Below are 15,512 nucleotides of genomic sequence, written 5' to 3'. Positions count from 1 at the left end.
GCCGCGTGAAGTGCAAGGCGGGGCATGGCATCGCCATCCCCCGTCAAAATCCTTCAAAGGATTTTGGCCGGTTTCCCACCAGAAACCGGCACCGCCCTTATTTCACCGGGTTGCGATAGGTCATCCGGCGCACCGAACCGGTCTTGGACCGCATCAGGATGGTTTCGGTGGTCAGATAACCCGGCTCGCGCTTGATGCCGGCCAGCAGGCTGCCATCCGTCACGCCGGTTGCGGCAAAGATCACATCCCCGCGCACCAGATCATCGCGGGTATAGACACGATCGAAATTGCTGATCCCGGCCTTTTTGGCGCGGCCACGCTCATCCTCATTGCGGAACAACAGCTTGCCAAAGAACTGCCCGCCCATGCATTTCAGCGCGGCAGCGGCCAGCACGCCTTCGGGTGCCCCGCCCGAGCCCATATACATGTCGATCCCCGTCACCTGCGGTTCGGCGCAATGCATCACGCCTGCCACATCGCCATCGGTGATCAGCCGGATCGACGCGCCGGTGGACCGGATTTCCGCGATCATCTCTTCATGCCGGGGCCGTTCCAGCACGCAAACGGTGATGTTCTCGGTGGACACCCCCTTGGCTGCCGCCAGGGCCGAGACGCGTTCCGAGGGGCTCATGGTCATGGTCACGGTGCCGGGCTTGAAGCCGGGGCCGATGGCCAGTTTTTCCATATAGACGTCGGGCGCATGCAACAGGGTGCCGCGCGGGGCCATGGCAATCACGGTCAGTGCATTGGGCATGTCCTTGGCGGTCAGCGTGGTGCCTTCCAGCGGGTCCAGCGCGATATCCACCGCCGGGCCGTTGCCGGTGCCCACTTCTTCGCCGATATACAGCATCGGGGCTTCGTCGCGCTCGCCTTCGCCGATCACCACCACGCCGGCGATGTCCAAAAGGTTCAACTGGTCGCGCATGGCGTTGACGGCGGCCTGATCGGCTGCCTTTTCATCGCCGCGCCCGATCAGGCGCGCACTGGCAAGGGCGGCAGCTTCGGACACACGGGCAAGGCCCAGCGAAAGCAGACGGTCCTGAAAATCGGCGGCATTGGCCATGGTCGGCAGTCCTTCGTCATTGAATGGTCGGTTTGCAATACTCTGCGCCGTTGGGTCGGGCAAGCTTGGTGGCGCTATCAGGCCGGATCGGCTGTGAATTTGCCGGTGCGGATCAGCATTTGCAGCAACAGCCCGATCATCAGGCCATTCAGCAGATGCCACAGAAAGTGCGTGCCCAAAGACAGGCTGGCACAGATGTCACGGTCAATCGTGCGAAAGATCAGCGACAGCAGGAACACCCCGGTTGCGCCCGCAATCCAGCGCGCGCCCGGATGGCCCCGGCGCGCCGAGAGCACGGCAAACACCACCAGCGCCGCCAGTGCAGGCGCATATTGGCCCGACCCGTTCAGGGGATCGGGGGCAGTTGCGCCTGTTGGGGCGCCTTCGCCCAGGGCCGAGAACAAAACGACCGTTGCAGCAGCGCCAAGGATGCCAAAGGCCCAGATCCCCACCCGGCGCAGGGGCATGCCGCCGATGACATGCATCGCCGTCAGAACAAAGACGGCGACAAAGCTCCAGATCGGCAGAACATCGGCCAGCTCAGACCAGCGATTGGCAAAGGTGTGAAACAGGAAAGATCCGATGCCGATCAGCACGCCCATGGTGATCAGCAGCCAGACGATGGGGGCCTTGATGCCCCGCGCCTGCGCCGTGGCCGCCGCCCAGATCGCGGCGGCGATAAACGACAGGTTCGACAGGGCATTGACAGGTTCGGCCCAAAAACCGGCAGAGCCACGTTCGCAGTAGATGTCAACGGCCTGCAGCCAGTCCATCCCCTAGACTTCTTCGATGCGGATCGCCACCGGGGCACCGATCAGCACCCCCGTTGCATCGAACTGGGCCATGGCATGTGCAATATCGGCCGGGGCGGCCTTGTGCGTCACCAGCAGCACGGTGGCCTTGTTGTCGGCCTCGCCCGGTTTGTTCAACTGGCGCATCTGGTCGATCGAGATGCCTGCCTCGCCAATGCAGGTGGCGATTTTGGCCAAGGCGCCGGGTTTGTCCAGCAAGGTCATGCGCAGGTAATAGGCCGCTGGCGTGGCCGATTTGGCGGCAATCGGGTCTTTCAGGCTGGCGGCGGGCTGGCCAAAGGTGGAGACGCGAAACCCGCGTGCAAGGTCGATCACATCGGCCATCACGGCGCTGGCGGTTGGGCCCATGCCTGCGCCGGGGCCGCGCATCACGATCTGGCCTACGCTGTCGCCTTCCAGCACCACCATGTTGGTGCCGCCCTGCAACTGGCCCAGCGGGCTTTCGGCGGGCACAAGGCAGGGCGTCATCCGCTGCTCCAGCCCCCGGCCTGTCAGCTGCGCCACGCCCAGCAGCTTGATGTGATAGCCCATGTCGTCGGCCAGCTCGATATCCTCGATCGAGACATTGCCGATGCCTTCCAGTTCCACCTTGTCAAAGGCGACCTTGGTGCCAAAGGCAATCGAGGCCAGCAGCGACAGCTTGTGGCCTGCATCAATGCCGCCCACATCCAGATTGGGGTCGGCCTCGAGATAGCCCAGTTGGCGGGCCTCTTCAAAGACCGTCTCATAGGTCAGGCCTTCGTTCTGCATCCGGGTCAGAATATAGTTGCAGCTGCCATTCATCACCCCCATCACGCGGGTGATGCGGTTGCCGGCCAGCCCTTCGGTCAGGGCCTTGATGACGGGAATCCCCCCGGCCACAGCCGCCTCGAACCGGATCACGGCCCCCTTGGCCTCGGCGGCCTCGGCCAGGGCCTGGCCGTGGTGGGCCAGCAGGGCCTTGTTGGCGCTGACCACATCCTTGCCCGCCGCAATCGCGGCCTCGGTCGCGGCGCGGGCCGGGCCGTCATGGCCGCCCATCACCTCGACAAACACATCCACATCGTCGCGCCGGGCCAGATCAACCGGGTCGGTTTCCCAGGCATAGCCCGACAGATCGGCATCGCGGTTCTTGGTCTTGTCACGGGCCGAAACGGCGGTGATCACAACTGCGCGCCCGGTGCGCGCGGCGATCAGATCGGCATGGCGCTGCACGATCTTGACGACCCCAATGCCCACCGTGCCCAAACCGGCCAGACCGATACGCAGGGGCGGGGCAGGGGCTGTCATGGGAAACTCCGTCGGCTGATTGCGCCCTGCTCTTAGCCCGTCTTTCCGGGCAAGGCAACGCGGCCAATCGGCGTTTCACATCAGGCGCAGCCGCGCGGCGCGGGCGCGCAGGGCGGCGGCGCGGGCCTCTAGCCCGGACAAAGCCTGATCTTGCGTCATGCCCGTTTCTGCCTGCGCCAGAATCTGATCCAGCGGCAACAAGGTCGCGGGCGGCACGTCGCTGCGGCTGGCGCGGGCACTGTCCAGCGCTGGCATCGTCGCGCAACCGGCCACGACAAAGCACAGCCCCACCACCATCAGGCGCCCCGCTGTAATGGCGGTCAGAATCCGTTCAAAGGGGCGGTGCGGCATGGAAGCAGCTTTCAAAGACCAACGGGGGCACATCACTTGTGGCCAAACCGTAAAGTCTGGCGGGCCACAGGGCAAGGCCCGCCAAGCCGGCCCTGCGCTTTGATCTCGACGCAAGCGCCCGTCTGGCCTATTTGCAAGCCACCGGTGCAACGCCCGCCGCCGACAGGAGAGCAAGAGATGACCCCGCAGCAGACAGACACCACCATTCTGGCCCGCTTGCAGCCTTCGGCCCCGCGCCGCGTGGTGGGGGTGGCGGTGCTGGGGGGGCTTGGGCTGTTCTTTCTGGGCGTGGCCACCCGGTCACTGACCGGCACACCAGTAGCGATGCTGACCTTTCTGGCCATGGGCGCGCTGATCTTGTGGCTGGCGGTGCGGCTTTGGGCCAGCACGGCCAACGGGCTGGTGCTGACCGGCACGGAATTGCGCGACACAACCGGGCAGGTGCTGGCGCGGGTCGATCAGATCCGCTCGGTCGAACGGGGCGTCTTTGCCTTCAAGCCCGCGGGCGGTTTCACCCTTGTCACCACCGGAACAGCAGGCGCCCGTGCCTGGGCGCCCGGCCTGTGGTGGCGGGCGGGCAATCGCATCGGCGTGGGCGGCGTGACCCACCGCCACGAAGGCCGCTATATGGCCGAGGTTCTGTCCGAGATGATCGGCCAGAAATAGGGTCAGCTGTTGGTGTTGCTGCACGCCACGTTCTGCAAGCAGATCTTTGGCACAAAGCGCGGCCGCGTCACGATGAACTGCCGGAACACCTCGTCCCCGACATACATGAAAAACGCGGGCGATTCCTGAAACGCCGGGGTGAACTGCATGTTCGACTCGACCAGCACGATGGAATCGCCATCGGCCAGCATCGGAATATACTGCACCAGACTTTGCAGCGTGGTGGTGGTCAGTTGCGGCAGTTCGTTGTTCGGCGACCGCGACCAGTCAATCTCAAACCGGTTGCGCACCCCGCTGTAGGTGATGCTGGACACCCGCATCTGCACCGGCAATTCGTCGCCCACCATATATTGCAGTACATCATGCAGGCCGGTCAGATAGGTGGTGTTGATTTCCCGCGTCTCTCGCGAGATCATGTCGGCCACCGTGTAAGTGGCTTTCTGCGCGGTGTTCAGCGACCGAAAGGCATCCCAATAGGTATAGGTGCCGATCGTGCAGAACGCAAAGACCGGGATGGTCAGCAGAACTTCCAGCACCATCGCCCCTTTTTCTTCACGCGCAAAGCTGCGAAAGGGCTGGGTCAGTTTCCGGGTCAATGTCTTGATCATGGTCATTATCCTCAAGACGGTTCATTCACAAAGGCCGACAGGGCCGCCATGCCATAGCCGCCATCCTGATCCTTGTTCAGCATCGCGCCAATGCCGGTGCCGGGGAACAGCGGCTCGACAATCACACAGACCCGCACCAGCATGATCTGGTTCTGGGTGCCGGGGTTATAGGACACCACCGGCTGCACATCTTCTTCGCGGTCCACACAGGTGACCGGGGTTGCCGGCATCACCCAGGTGGTGGTGTTGATCGGCGTCATCTCGATCATGATCGTGTCGCGGCAGGTGCCGATGATCTTGGCATTGTCGCAGATGTCTTCCTTCAGCGTGTCGGAATCCGGGTTTTCCATCCGGCCCAACCGCAATTCGCGCATCGCAACATCAACGGCGAATTCCAGCATCACCTGCTTGGTCATCAGCAGCCCTAGTTCGACCGCCCAGATGAACATGAACAGCACCAAGGGGAACGACAGGGTGAATTCAACTGCCGCCGTCCCCGACTCGTGGCGCGTAAAGCGCCGTAGGGCCCTGTGAAAGCGCGATGTCATTGGGTCAACCTCAGCTGGCTGATGTTCGAGGCGATGGCGCGGAAGGCAGACTGGATTTCCAGACCGGTGGCGTTGAAGTAATGGCTGGTCGTTGTCGCACAGGCCTCGATCTGGGCTGCGCCATTGGTCGGCGCTTCAAAGGCGATGCCATAGACGATCACTTCGGCGGCACGGGCGCGGCTGCACACCCCCTGCAACTGGCTGTTCATGTCCGAAACCTCGGTCTTGGTGCGGAACATGTCCATCGCGTTGTAATAGGCGCTGCTGCTGTTGCCATTGGGGCGTGCATAGAACTGCCATGCGACCCAAGTCATCCGAACCGTGGCCCACAACTGATCCCAACGCTGCCGCGTGGCGCCCGACGTGCTGGTTGATGGCACATAGCAGGCCGAAGACGACGGCGACGTGCCATTCCAGGCGCGCGAATGCCACGCCCCCAGATGCGGCACCCAGAACGGCCGGCTGTTGCACAGGCGGGTCGAGTTGCGGCTGTCAACCTTGCTGTCGTCAAACATCGAATACAAGCCATCGTTGGCACGATAGATATCCGAGTTTTCGGTGCGATAGCCGTCGTTCAGGCGTTCTTCGGGGAAATGCTCGCCATCGGTCATCAGCACGATCACCTTCATCGACTCGTCATCGACATATTCATAGGGACGGCCAAGGAAGTTCGACGGGGTCTTGCCATTGGCCACCATGGCCGAAATGATCGGGCGCGAGCCTGGGTCCATCAGGGCCATGCCCCATTTCATCCCGGCATTGATCGACGTCGCGCCGACCGATTCAAGGTTGTTGATGTGGCTTTCCAGCGTTGCGATGTTGTTGGTGGGCGGCAAGATCACGTTGCGGGTTGAAACCGGGCACCAACGGTTGTTGGCATTGGGTGTCGCGTTCGAGTTCGAGGTGCTGACATAGCTGCTGGTATAGCTGGTTGACGAATAAGTATCGACATGGCCCGTCACCGGCAGCTCGGTTGTCAGCGACATGCCAAGTCCCGAGTAAACCGAGGCAGGCAAGTCAAAGCAGTTGACGTTCGATACGTTGTGATCGCCGATCCGGTTTACGAACAGGTTCTGCAGATCCTGCCCCATGTTGACCTGACCGTTATAGGGCACGATCGCAATCGAGATGCGTCCCTCGCCATCGGCATTGATGACGGTGTTCACGAATTCCTTGGCCGAGGTCTTGAGATTGGCCAGTTTGGTGCCCGACATCGAGCCCGACACGTCCAGCACCATCACGATTTCCACATTGGTGATGCGCTGTTCGGCAACCGACAGGGCCCGCGCCTCGATCTCATCGACCGCGCGTTTGCCATAAAGGTTCAGGAAGATCGGGTTGGTGTCGGCCCGCGCCTCAACGCGCACGGTGCGGAAGTTCAGGCCCGTGGTCACCTGCACGCTGGACAGCTTGTCTTCGATCCCGGCCTTGGCAAAGTAATCTGTGACCAGATCGTCGGGGTCCAGCTCCTGTGTGATCGAGGCCGAGGCCAGCGCCGCCCGGTCGGCGGTCTGCTGCAACTCGTTGCGCACAGTTTCAAAGCGCATGATGTCGACGCCCATCCCTGCCAACATCAGCATGACCAACATCATGCAGACGGCAAAGAACAAGACAGTCCCATCTTCCTTGCGCAGGAAGTCGCCCCAGGCAGAGGCGCGCGGTTCGGCGGCAGCTTCGGTCTTGCGGTTCATATCCACATCCTTACACAGGCCAAAAGCTCCGCCCCCACGGAACTCTGGCTATAATTTCGCCCCTCGACCAAAGCGGGATACAGCGGCAAAATTGTGGCATCGGCCTGTCAGGGGCGGGGAACTTGCGGCGCTAGGAAACGATCACCCCGCTGCCCCCTGATTGTTCGCCGCTGGCCAACAGCCAGCCGGGGCAGGGGGCGCAGATACCGTGGATTTTAGACTGATTCGTTGCGAATCTGCTCAATCACCGCTGTCCCTCACCCCTCACGCCAAGGCGTTCTTCGCCCCCCAGCGCCCTGCTTGCGAAACCGCCACAGCTTTTGCCCCTCTGCACCATCTGCGACCGATGATGTCGCAGATGGCGCAGGAATATGCTCGCCCTCTTGCTTATCTGCGCGTGACCCGCTTTGATCAGGCGGTCAGGGAAGGAACATCCGCGATGCGCTATTCTGGGCTGGGGGTCATCACCCAAGGCTTGTTCGGCAACACGGGCTGGCGGCCCGCGTGGCGTGACCCGTCGCCCAAGGCCGACTATGATGCCATCATCATTGGTGGCGGCGGACATGGCCTGTCGACCGCCTATTATCTGGCCAAGAACCACGGCCTGACCAATATCGCCGTGCTGGAAAAGGGCTATCTGGGCAGCGGCAATATCGGGCGCAACACCACCATCGTGCGCGCCAACTACTTCCTGCCCGGCAATTCCGAATTCTACAGCCACTCGCTGAAACTGTGGGAAGGGCTGGAGGCCGAGCTGAACTACAACGTCATGCATTCGCAGCGCGGCCTGATCAACCTGTTCCATTCCGATGGCCAGCGCGATGCCTTTGCCCGGCGCGGCAATGCCATGCTGAACCAGGGTGATGATGCCATCCTGCTGGATCGTGATGGCGTGCGAGAGTTGCTGCCCTATCTCGATTTCGACAATACCCGCTTTCCCATCTATGGCGGCCTCTTGCACCCGCGCGGGGGCACCGCCCGCCATGATGCCGTGGCCTGGGGCTATGCCCGCGCCGCCGACAAGCGCGGCGTCGATCTGATCCAGAATTGCGAAGTCACCGGGATCGACGTCGAAGGCGGCCGCGTGACCGGCGTGCAAACAACGCGCGGTGCGATCCGGGCGAAAAAGGTGGGCATCGTCGTCGCGGGCCGCTCTTCGCAGGTGGCCGCCATGGCGGGCCTGCGCCTGCCCATCGAAAGCCACATCCTGCAAGCCTTTGTGACCGAGGGTCTGAAGCCCGTGATCGACCATGTCATCAGCTTTGGCATGGGGCATTTCTACATCAGCCAATCCGACAAGGGCGGCCTTGTCTTTGGGGGCGATCTCGATTTCTACGCCTCTTACGCGTCGCGCGGCAACCTGCCCATGGTCGAACATGTGATGGAGGCCGGCATGACCCTGATGCCGATGATCGGCCGCGCCCGCGTGCTGCGCTCTTGGGGCGGGATCATGGACATGTCGCCCGACGGCTCGCCCATCATCGACAAGACACCCGTTGACGGCCTGTTCCTCGATTGCGGCTGGAACTATGGCGGGTTCAAGGCTGTGCCGGCCTCGGGCTGGTGCATGGCCCACCTCATGGCCACCGGCCAATCCCATGCCGTCGCCCGCCGCTTCCGGCTTGACCGCTTCGCCACAGGCCACCTCCTCGATGAGGAAGGCACCGGCAGCCAGCACAACCTGCACTGACCCATGATCCGAACCGCGCCACTTCATCTGTTCATAAATATCCCGGGGGTGAGGCCCGCAGGGCCGGGGGGGCAGCGCCCCCCTTGCGCGCTCGGCCACCAGCCTGCCCCGATGAAAGGTTCCGCCCCATGCGCCTGACCTGCCCCCATTGCGGCCCCCGCGACCGGCGCGAGTTTTATTACTACGGCGCCGCCGATTACCTGAACCGCCCCGCAGCCGATGCCCCGGCGCAAGACTGGGATGATTATCTGCACAACCGCGACAACCCCGCCGGGGTGACGCAGGATCTGTGGTATCACGAACAGGGGTGCAGCGCCTGGCTGCGGGTCACGCGCAACACGATCACGCATGAAATTCTGGCGGTTGACGCCGTGGCCGGGGGTGCGAAATGAGGATTGACGGCAAAGGCCGCATCGACCGCACCCGCCCGGTCAGCTTTACCTTTGACGGGGTCACCTATCCCGCCTATCGCGGCGATACCGTGGCCTCGGCGTTGATTGCCAATGATGTGCGTCTGGTCGGGCGCAGTTTCAAATATCATCGCCCGCGCGGTATCCTGACGGCCGGGTCCGAAGAACCCAATGCCCTGCTTGAAGTGGTGGGCCCCACCAATGTCACCCCCAACACCCGCGCCACGGTGCAAGAGGTGTTTGAAGGGCTGGCCGTGCGCAGCCAGAACCGCTGGCCTTCGCTGAACTGGGATGTGATGCAGATCAACGATCTGGCCGCACCGTTCCTTTCGGCGGGGTTTTACTACAAGACCTTCATGTGGCCGCGCCGTTTCTGGGAAGGGCTGTATGAGCCGCTGATCCGCCGCGCGGCGGGGCTTGGTCGCCTGTCGGGCAAGCATGACGAAGGCAGCTATGAAAAGGCTTGGGCGCATTGTGATTTGCTGGTCATTGGCGCTGGGCCGACCGGCCTGATGGCCGCGCTGGCCGCGGGCCGGGCCGGGGCCGATGTGATCCTGGCCGACGAAGGGGCTGAACCGGGGGGGCGGCTGTTGTCGGATGGTGCTGCGCCCGACTGGCTGGCCCCAATGCTGGACGAATTGTCCAGCCTGCCGAATGTGCGGCTGATGACGCGCACCACGGTGACCGGCGCCTATGACGACGGCACCTATGGCGCGCTAGAGCGCGTGGGCCTGCACCGCCGCCCGCGCCCCAATCTGCCGCGCGAATGTTTCTGGCGCATCGTCGCGCGCCGCACGATTCTGGCGGCTGGTGCCTTGGAACGTGCGATTGCCTTTGCCGACAATGATCGCCCCGGCATCATGATGGCCTCGGCCCTGACCAGTTACCTGAACCGCTATGGCGTGGTGCCGGGCAAGGCGATCACGCTGTTTGCCAATAACGACAGCGCCCGCACTGCTGCGCGTCAGTTGATGGCGGCGGGCGTGCCGGTTGTCGCCATCATCGACAGCCGCCCCGACGCCCCGGACGAACCGGGCACCACCGTGCACAAGGGTGCTGTGGTGATCGGCACCAAGGGGCGGCTGGGCCTGCGCCAGATCACGGTGCAAAAGGGCAATACTGATTTCCGCATCGACACCGACTGCCTTGGCATGTCTGGGGGCTGGAACCCCTCGGTCCACCTGACATGCCACATGAATGGCCGCCCGCGCTGGTCCGAAGACCTTGCCGCCTTTGTTCCGTCTGACGGGGCCGTTCCCGGCCTTTTGGCCGCCGGTGCCGCCAACGGCAGCTTTTCCACCCATGGCTGCCTTGCCGCAGGCCTTGCCGCCGCGCGCAGCAGCCTTGCCGATCTGGGCCTGTCGCTGCCCGACATGGCCCCGCCCCGGGCCGAGGATGCCGCCTATTCCCTCCAGCCGCTTTGGGCCGTTCCGGGCAAGTCGCGCGCCTGGCTTGATTTTGCCAATGACGTCACCACCAAGGACGTGGCCCTTGCCGCGCAAGAGGGCTTCCGCTCGGTCGAGCATATGAAGCGCTACACCACCCAAGGCATGGCCCCCGATCAGGGCAAGAATTCGAACGTGGCCGCGCTGGCCGTTCTGGCCGATGCCACCGGCCGCGCCATTCCCGAAACCGGCACCACCACCTTCCGCCCGCCCTTTACCCCTGTGTCCATTGCCGCCATGGGGGCAGGGGGGCGTGCGGCGGGCTTTGCCCCGCAACGCTTTCTCACCTCGGATCAGGCCAGCCGCGACCGGGGCGCCCCCATGATCGAGGCCGGCCTGTGGTATCGCCCCAGCTATTTCCCGAAACCGGGGGAAACGACATGGCGCCAGTCCTGCGACCGCGAAGTGGCGATGGTGCGCGAAAGCGTCGGCGTCACCGATGTCTCGACACTGGGCAAGATCGACATCCAAGGCGCCGATGCGGGCCGCTTCCTTGATCTCGTCTATACCAACACCTTCTCCACCTTGCCGGTGGGCCGCGTGCGCTATGGGCTGATGCTGCGCGAAGACGGGCATGTGCTGGATGACGGCACCACCGCGCGTCTGGGCGAACAGCACTGGCTGATGACCACCACCACCGCCGCGGCTGGCCTTGTGATGCGCCACCTTGATTTCGTGCATCAGGCCTTTTGCGCCACCTGGGATGTGCGCTTCACCTCGGTCACCGAGGCCTGGGCGCAATTCGCCATCGCAGGGCCCAGGGCGCGCGACCTTCTGGCCAGCGCCTTGGGGCAGGCCCCCGATCTGCCCTTCATGGGTTGCACCCCTGTCACCCTTCAGGGCGTGGCCGCCCGGCTGTTCCGCATCTCCTTTTCCGGCGAACAGGGCTATGAACTCGCCGTTCCCACCCGCTATGGCGAGGCGCTGTTTCGCGACCTGACGGCGCGGGCCGAAACCATGGGCGGCGGGCTGTATGGGATAGAGGCGCTGAACGTCCTGCGCATTGAAAAGGGCTTTATCACCCATGCCGAAATCCATGGCCGCACCACGGCCTTTGACATCGGCATGGAAAAGATGATCAGCCCCAAGAAAGACTGCATCGGCAAGGCCGCTGCCCAACGCCCCGGCCTGACCGGCCCCCAGCGCGAACAACTTGTCGGCCTCAAACCCCTGACCGACAGGCCGATCACAGCAGGCGCGCATCTCTTTGCCCAGGGCGATGACCTGACGCGCGACCATTCGGCAGGCTATGTCACCTCGGTCGGCTACTCGCCCACGCTTGCCAGCCATCTTGGCCTTGGCTTCCTGCGCAACGGGCGGGCCCGCCATGGCGAAACCATCCGTCTGGTCGATCGCCTGCGCGGCATTGATGTGCTGTGCACCGTAACCGATCCGGTCTTCCACGACCCGACAGGAGGCAAACTGCGTGCCTGATCTTATCGCCAAACCCGCCCTGGGCCATGCGCCCCTGACCCATGCCGCCACCTCCCTGGCCGAGGCCGAGTGGACGCCGGTTCACTCGATCGCCCCCTTTCCGGGGCAGGAAAAGGCCCTTGCCAAGGCGCTCAAACCCCTGGGCCTTGCCTTTCCCGCGCCGAACAGTTGGTCTGAAAAGGCGGGCGCGCGGCTGGTCTGGGCCGGGCGCGATCTGGCCTTTCTCATCGGGGCCGAGCCGCCCGCCGCTCTGCCGGCCGCGATCACCGATCAATCCGATGCCTGGGTCACGCTTACCCTTTCGGGCCCGCAGGCCCGCGCGGTGCTGGCCCGCCTTGTGCCGCTTGACCTGCGCGCCGCCAAGGCCGGGCAGGCCGCGCGCTGCGGCCTGAACCACCTGCCCCTGATCCTGATCTGCGAAGGCCCCGACAGCTTTCGGCTGATGACCTTCCGCTCGATGGCGCGCACGGCCTGGCACGAACTGCAAGACGCGCTGATCAAGATCGAGGCCCGGCTTAGCCTGACCTGATCCGCCACAAGAAAACACCGGGCAAAACCTGCCCGGCTTTTCACCTGTTTCCAAATATCCTCGGGGGGTGAATGGGCCAAAGGCCCAGAGGGGGGCAGACAGCCCCCCTTTCCCTTTTTTACCAATGCCCGGTGCTGGCCATGCTGGCCCAGGGCTCTTGCGGCTCTTTCGCCTTGCCCTTTTGCAACAACTCGACCGAGATATTGTCGGGGCTGCGCACAAAGGCCATGCGGCCATCGCGCGGCGGGCGGTTGATCACCACACCATTGGCCTGCAGATGGGCGCAGATGGCATAGATGTCATCCACCTCATAGGCCAGATGGCCGAAATGGCGGCTATCAGACGGCAGGCCATCATCGCCATCCCAGTTATAGGTCAATTCCACTGGGCATTCGGGCTGGCCGGGCGGGGCCATGAAGACCAACGTGAACCGCCCGCCTTCATTGTCATAGCGCCGCGTTTCCTCCAGCCCCAGCAGGCGGTAAAAGGTAATGCTCTTGTCCAGATCCAGCACCCGGACCATGGTGTGAAGATAGGTGATGCTCATCAAAGGCTCCTTGTGTCGCTGACCCAATACTAGGGGCTCTGCCGCGAAAGGCGAGAGGGCAAGGCCAGCAATCCACCCGGAACCCCCCTTAGAATGACGATTGGATTTGCAGCCCGATGCCCAGCGACTGGCCGTCATAGCGACTGACGTTTGACCGCGTCCGGCTGGCCTCGATCGACACCACCGGCTCAAAGCCAAAGGCCCCCAACTTGGGCAAGGCCATATCCACCGATCCCGACAGCGTCACGTCCTCGCGTCCGGTGTCATTGAAAATGCCGTTGAAAAACACAGGATAATCCCGTGCGGCCACCCCAAGACCGCCCGACAGCACCGCCCCAGCCACCGGTTTGCCCAGCATATAGCGCAGACTGGCGCCGACACGCCGATGCTCTTGATTGGCATCGTTCGAGACGGTTTCTGCCGCCTCCAGCTTGATGGCGACACTATCACCCCAATCCAAAGCCCGCTGCACACCTGCCTCAAGGGAAAAGGCGGTTGCGGGGGGCTTGCCACTGGTCAGCCATTGCCGTTCGATGGCAAAGCCAACGCGGCTGCGGGTTTGCAGATCATGCCGGGTGCTCAGGGCACCTTCCATCCGCGCCCGATCCGCATAAGGCTTATCAGCCAACCAACTGCGGCCAAGGGTCAACCCGCCACGCAGGCTCTGCGTGTCGGACAGGATCTGGGTGTGGAACACAGTCGCATCCAGCGCCGAATTCGAGAAGTCTGCGCCGCTGGCTGTGGGGGCTTGCGTCTTGGCCTCATTCGATAGGCTGACGGCGCGGTGATACAGCCGCAGCCCGACCTCGGTCGGTGCGGCGGCCGTTCCGGCCAGCCGATAGCGCAGGCCCAGACTCGCAGCGGTTTCAATGCCCGACAAAGCCATGGAACTGCCGTCAAAGTAGAACCATGTCGGGTTGCCGTCGATCACCAAAAGCTGGTCCCGCGCCCCTTGATTCACATTATCAGAGGGTCTGATCGACAGATCGACATCAAAGCGCAGGCGACTGTGTGCCCGCAGAGCGGTAAAATCCCGGATGGTGGCCGCGCGGGCGGTATCATTGGGGGCAACCTGAACGGCCCGGCGCAGCCAGTATTTCGCAACGCCCGTCTGCTCTGTCTCTACGGCCGCCCGCGCCGCCAGCCTTGCGGCGGTGAATTTGCCTTCGCGGTCGGGGGCAGCCCGAAAAGATTGTGCGGCGACGATACGGGCCGCCTCAGGCTCTTTCGTGGCCAGCCCCACCGCCGCCAACACCGCCAATGCGGTCGGGTCTTTCGGATCACTGTTCAGGGCTGCAAGTGCCAGCATCCGCGCCATCTCGACCTGACCGGCGGTGAAGGCGGTTTGGGCTGATCTGGCTAGATCAGGCTGTCCGGCCGATGCCACGGGCTGCGCAAGGCAAACCATCGTGGCAAGGGCGGAAAAAAGCGAGCGTTTCACGGGCAGGGCGACGGGTCACCCGGCGCGCAGCGGTCGCCCACGAAAACCCCACGCTCCAGCAGGTCGCTGTTGGTCGAATCCGGGCCGACTTCGATGCCCCCCGCCACAGCCGTTGCCCCAGTGCCCCCAAAGGCGCCAGCGTAGGTGCCAGCGTCGGTCTGGTCTGCAAATACAACCGTGCCGCCAAAGGTGCCATCGGTCGAAATCTCGGTGATCTGCAGGAACAGATTTGCCAGCGCCCCCCCGGTTTCCACCACAGTCCGGTTCCGAATGCCGCCTTCGACCGAATTGTTGGTAAAGTCCGCATTCAGCAAGACGTCACCCTCAACCCGTGCCGGGCGCGAGGGGTCAAACGGGGCGCCGGGGCCCGGCACCGTGACGCCCGTATTCAAAAGGCCGGTATAGGTGCCGGCGTAATTGGCCAATCCGCCCGAGGTTGGGGCAGAAAACTCGGTATTGGCGCCATAATTTGTGCCCCAAACCATTTCAGTGAACTGCCCGCTGCCCGCCACGCCTGCTGTCACCGCCCCATCAGCCGACGTGTTGAACAGCGCCAGGAAGATGCGGTTGCTTGACGTTTCCTGATAGGTGAAGGCCTGATAGCCTGTGGTGTCATAAGTCGCATTGCGCACAAAGGTTACCGTCACCGGGCTGGCATCCAGCGGGTCGATCACGGCCGTCAGCGTTCCAGCCGACTCACTGTAGGTGACGCTTTCAAGGTTCCCCTTCAGCGCTTCGGGGATCGACGCGGTCCCAGTTGACCCGCCCGTTGACCCCCCAGTCGAGCCTCCATCGGTGCTGCCATCCGTGCCTGTGGTCGTGCAGCCGGCAGTAAACGGCGCGGCGTCACAGTCCGGTTCGTTGTCAAACGGATTCCCGTTGCAGCCCGCAACACCAAGACCGGCCACCAGGACCGTCATCAAACGCCAAGACATGATTACCTGCTCGATTGAGTTGTTCTTTTGTCGTCAAGGGTGCCCGCAACCGACAGTTCTGTCAACGAATCCA

15 protein-coding genes are annotated in these 15,512 nt (G+C 63.4%); 5 read left to right on the top strand and 10 right to left on the bottom strand.

Features of this window, described 5'->3' with window-relative positions:
* Window positions 1-97 precede the first annotated feature (97 nt).
* From glpX to V3C85_RS15060, 4 genes are all read right to left on the bottom strand, one after another.
* Window positions 98-1,063, bottom strand: coding sequence for a class II fructose-bisphosphatase (glpX, locus tag V3C85_RS15075; protein ID WP_331796100.1), 966 nt, complete (start codon window positions 1,061-1,063; stop codon window positions 98-100).
* Window positions 1,064-1,140: 77 nt separating this feature from the next.
* Window positions 1,141-1,836 carry a ceramidase domain-containing protein gene (locus tag V3C85_RS15070; RefSeq protein WP_331796099.1) on the bottom strand — a complete coding sequence of 232 codons (696 nt, stop codon included), beginning with the start codon at window positions 1,834-1,836 and terminating at the stop codon, window positions 1,141-1,143.
* A 3-nt stretch (window positions 1,837-1,839) separates the two neighbouring features.
* A complete protein-coding gene (locus V3C85_RS15065; protein ID WP_331796098.1) occupies window positions 1,840-3,144 on the bottom strand; it encodes a homoserine dehydrogenase in 1,305 nt (434 codons plus the stop codon).
* Between the two features lie 75 nt (window positions 3,145-3,219).
* Window positions 3,220-3,495, bottom strand: a complete 276-nt coding sequence (locus V3C85_RS15060; RefSeq protein WP_331796096.1) for a hypothetical protein — start codon at window positions 3,493-3,495, stop codon at window positions 3,220-3,222.
* 177 nt (window positions 3,496-3,672) lie between these two features.
* On the opposite strand from V3C85_RS15060, the gene V3C85_RS15055 reads away from it, so the two are divergent.
* On the top strand, window positions 3,673-4,161 hold the full coding sequence (locus tag V3C85_RS15055; protein WP_331796094.1) for a hypothetical protein: 489 nt from the start codon (window positions 3,673-3,675) through the stop codon (window positions 4,159-4,161).
* A 2-nt stretch (window positions 4,162-4,163) separates the two neighbouring features.
* On the opposite strand, the gene V3C85_RS15050 is transcribed toward V3C85_RS15055, so the two are convergent.
* The 3 genes from V3C85_RS15050 to V3C85_RS15040 are packed head-to-tail and all read right to left on the bottom strand — an operon-like array spanning window position 4,164 to window position 7,008.
* Window positions 4,164-4,769 carry a TadE/TadG family type IV pilus assembly protein gene (locus tag V3C85_RS15050; protein WP_331796092.1) on the bottom strand — a complete coding sequence of 202 codons (606 nt, stop codon included), beginning with the start codon at window positions 4,767-4,769 and terminating at the stop codon, window positions 4,164-4,166.
* 11 nt (window positions 4,770-4,780) lie between these two features.
* On the bottom strand, window positions 4,781-5,317 hold the full coding sequence (locus V3C85_RS15045) for a TadE/TadG family type IV pilus assembly protein (RefSeq protein ID WP_331796091.1): 537 nt from the start codon (window positions 5,315-5,317) through the stop codon (window positions 4,781-4,783).
* On the bottom strand, window positions 5,314-7,008 hold the full coding sequence (locus V3C85_RS15040; protein ID WP_331796089.1) for a pilus assembly protein TadG-related protein: 1,695 nt from the start codon (window positions 7,006-7,008) through the stop codon (window positions 5,314-5,316). Before V3C85_RS15040 ends, V3C85_RS15045 begins: the two co-directional genes overlap by 4 nt.
* Before the next feature lie 439 nt (window positions 7,009-7,447).
* Between V3C85_RS15040 and V3C85_RS15035 the strand changes: the two genes are divergently transcribed.
* The 4 genes from V3C85_RS15035 to V3C85_RS15020 all read left to right on the top strand — a co-directional run bounded on the left by V3C85_RS15035 (window position 7,448) and on the right by V3C85_RS15020 (window position 12,516).
* Entirely contained in the window at window positions 7,448-8,698 is a 1,251-nt protein-coding gene (locus V3C85_RS15035) for a sarcosine oxidase subunit beta family protein (RefSeq protein ID WP_331796088.1), read from the top strand.
* A gap of 128 nt (window positions 8,699-8,826) precedes the next feature.
* Window positions 8,827-9,090, top strand: a complete 264-nt coding sequence (locus V3C85_RS15030; protein ID WP_331796087.1) for a sarcosine oxidase subunit delta — start codon at window positions 8,827-8,829, stop codon at window positions 9,088-9,090.
* Entirely contained in the window at window positions 9,087-11,987 is a 2,901-nt protein-coding gene (locus tag V3C85_RS15025) for a sarcosine oxidase subunit alpha family protein (RefSeq protein WP_331796086.1), read from the top strand. The genes V3C85_RS15030 and V3C85_RS15025 overlap by 4 nt, the downstream gene beginning before the upstream one ends.
* Complete coding sequence (locus tag V3C85_RS15020) at window positions 11,980-12,516, top strand: sarcosine oxidase subunit gamma (RefSeq protein ID WP_331796084.1); 537 nt, start codon at window positions 11,980-11,982, stop codon at window positions 12,514-12,516. Before V3C85_RS15025 ends, V3C85_RS15020 begins: the two co-directional genes overlap by 8 nt.
* Before the next feature lie 118 nt (window positions 12,517-12,634).
* Here the strand turns inward: V3C85_RS15020 and V3C85_RS15015 are convergent, their stop codons facing one another.
* The 3 genes from V3C85_RS15015 to V3C85_RS15005 form a co-directional block, all read right to left on the bottom strand.
* Window positions 12,635-13,063 (bottom strand): VOC family protein, encoded by a 429-nt coding sequence (locus tag V3C85_RS15015; RefSeq protein ID WP_331796082.1) that lies wholly within the window; start codon window positions 13,061-13,063, stop codon window positions 12,635-12,637.
* 88 nt (window positions 13,064-13,151) lie between these two features.
* Window positions 13,152-14,504: a tetratricopeptide repeat protein gene (locus tag V3C85_RS15010; protein ID WP_331796080.1), complete on the bottom strand. Its 1,353-nt coding sequence runs from the start codon at window positions 14,502-14,504 to the stop codon at window positions 13,152-13,154.
* Window positions 14,501-15,439, bottom strand: coding sequence for a hypothetical protein (locus V3C85_RS15005; RefSeq protein WP_331796079.1), 939 nt, complete (start codon window positions 15,437-15,439; stop codon window positions 14,501-14,503). The genes V3C85_RS15010 and V3C85_RS15005 overlap by 4 nt, the downstream gene beginning before the upstream one ends.
* Window positions 15,440-15,512 lie beyond the last annotated feature (73 nt).

The organism is Pseudotabrizicola sp. L79 (assembly GCF_036553525.1).
Lineage (GTDB): Bacteria > Pseudomonadota > Alphaproteobacteria > Rhodobacterales > Rhodobacteraceae > Pseudotabrizicola.
The sequence above is the reverse complement of the archived record's forward strand: the minus strand, read 5'-3'. Positions and strand labels throughout refer to the sequence as shown.

Excerpts from the sequence above, each read along its gene's own strand:
- V3C85_RS15055 (WP_331796094.1), top strand. The coding sequence starts at position 3,673 with ATGACCCCGCAGCAGACAGACACCACCATTCTGGCCCGCTTGCAGCCT.
- V3C85_RS15015 (WP_331796082.1), bottom strand. The coding sequence starts at position 13,063 with ATGAGCATCACCTATCTTCACACCATGGTCCGGGTGCTGGATCTGGAC.
- V3C85_RS15050 (WP_331796092.1), bottom strand. The coding sequence starts at position 4,769 with ATGATCAAGACATTGACCCGGAAACTGACCCAGCCCTTTCGCAGCTTT.
- V3C85_RS15070 (WP_331796099.1), bottom strand. The coding sequence starts at position 1,836 with ATGGACTGGCTGCAGGCCGTTGACATCTACTGCGAACGTGGCTCTGCC.
- V3C85_RS15035 (WP_331796088.1), top strand. The coding sequence starts at position 7,448 with ATGCGCTATTCTGGGCTGGGGGTCATCACCCAAGGCTTGTTCGGCAAC.
- V3C85_RS15025 (WP_331796086.1), top strand. The coding sequence starts at position 9,087 with ATGAGGATTGACGGCAAAGGCCGCATCGACCGCACCCGCCCGGTCAGC.
- V3C85_RS15030 (WP_331796087.1), top strand. The coding sequence starts at position 8,827 with ATGCGCCTGACCTGCCCCCATTGCGGCCCCCGCGACCGGCGCGAGTTT.
- V3C85_RS15065 (WP_331796098.1), bottom strand. The coding sequence starts at position 3,144 with ATGACAGCCCCTGCCCCGCCCCTGCGTATCGGTCTGGCCGGTTTGGGC.
- V3C85_RS15040 (WP_331796089.1), bottom strand. The coding sequence starts at position 7,008 with ATGAACCGCAAGACCGAAGCTGCCGCCGAACCGCGCGCCTCTGCCTGG.
- V3C85_RS15060 (WP_331796096.1), bottom strand. The coding sequence starts at position 3,495 with ATGCCGCACCGCCCCTTTGAACGGATTCTGACCGCCATTACAGCGGGG.
- glpX (WP_331796100.1), bottom strand. The coding sequence starts at position 1,063 with ATGGCCAATGCCGCCGATTTTCAGGACCGTCTGCTTTCGCTGGGCCTT.
- V3C85_RS15005 (WP_331796079.1), bottom strand. The coding sequence starts at position 15,439 with ATGTCTTGGCGTTTGATGACGGTCCTGGTGGCCGGTCTTGGTGTTGCG.
- V3C85_RS15045 (WP_331796091.1), bottom strand. The coding sequence starts at position 5,317 with ATGACATCGCGCTTTCACAGGGCCCTACGGCGCTTTACGCGCCACGAG.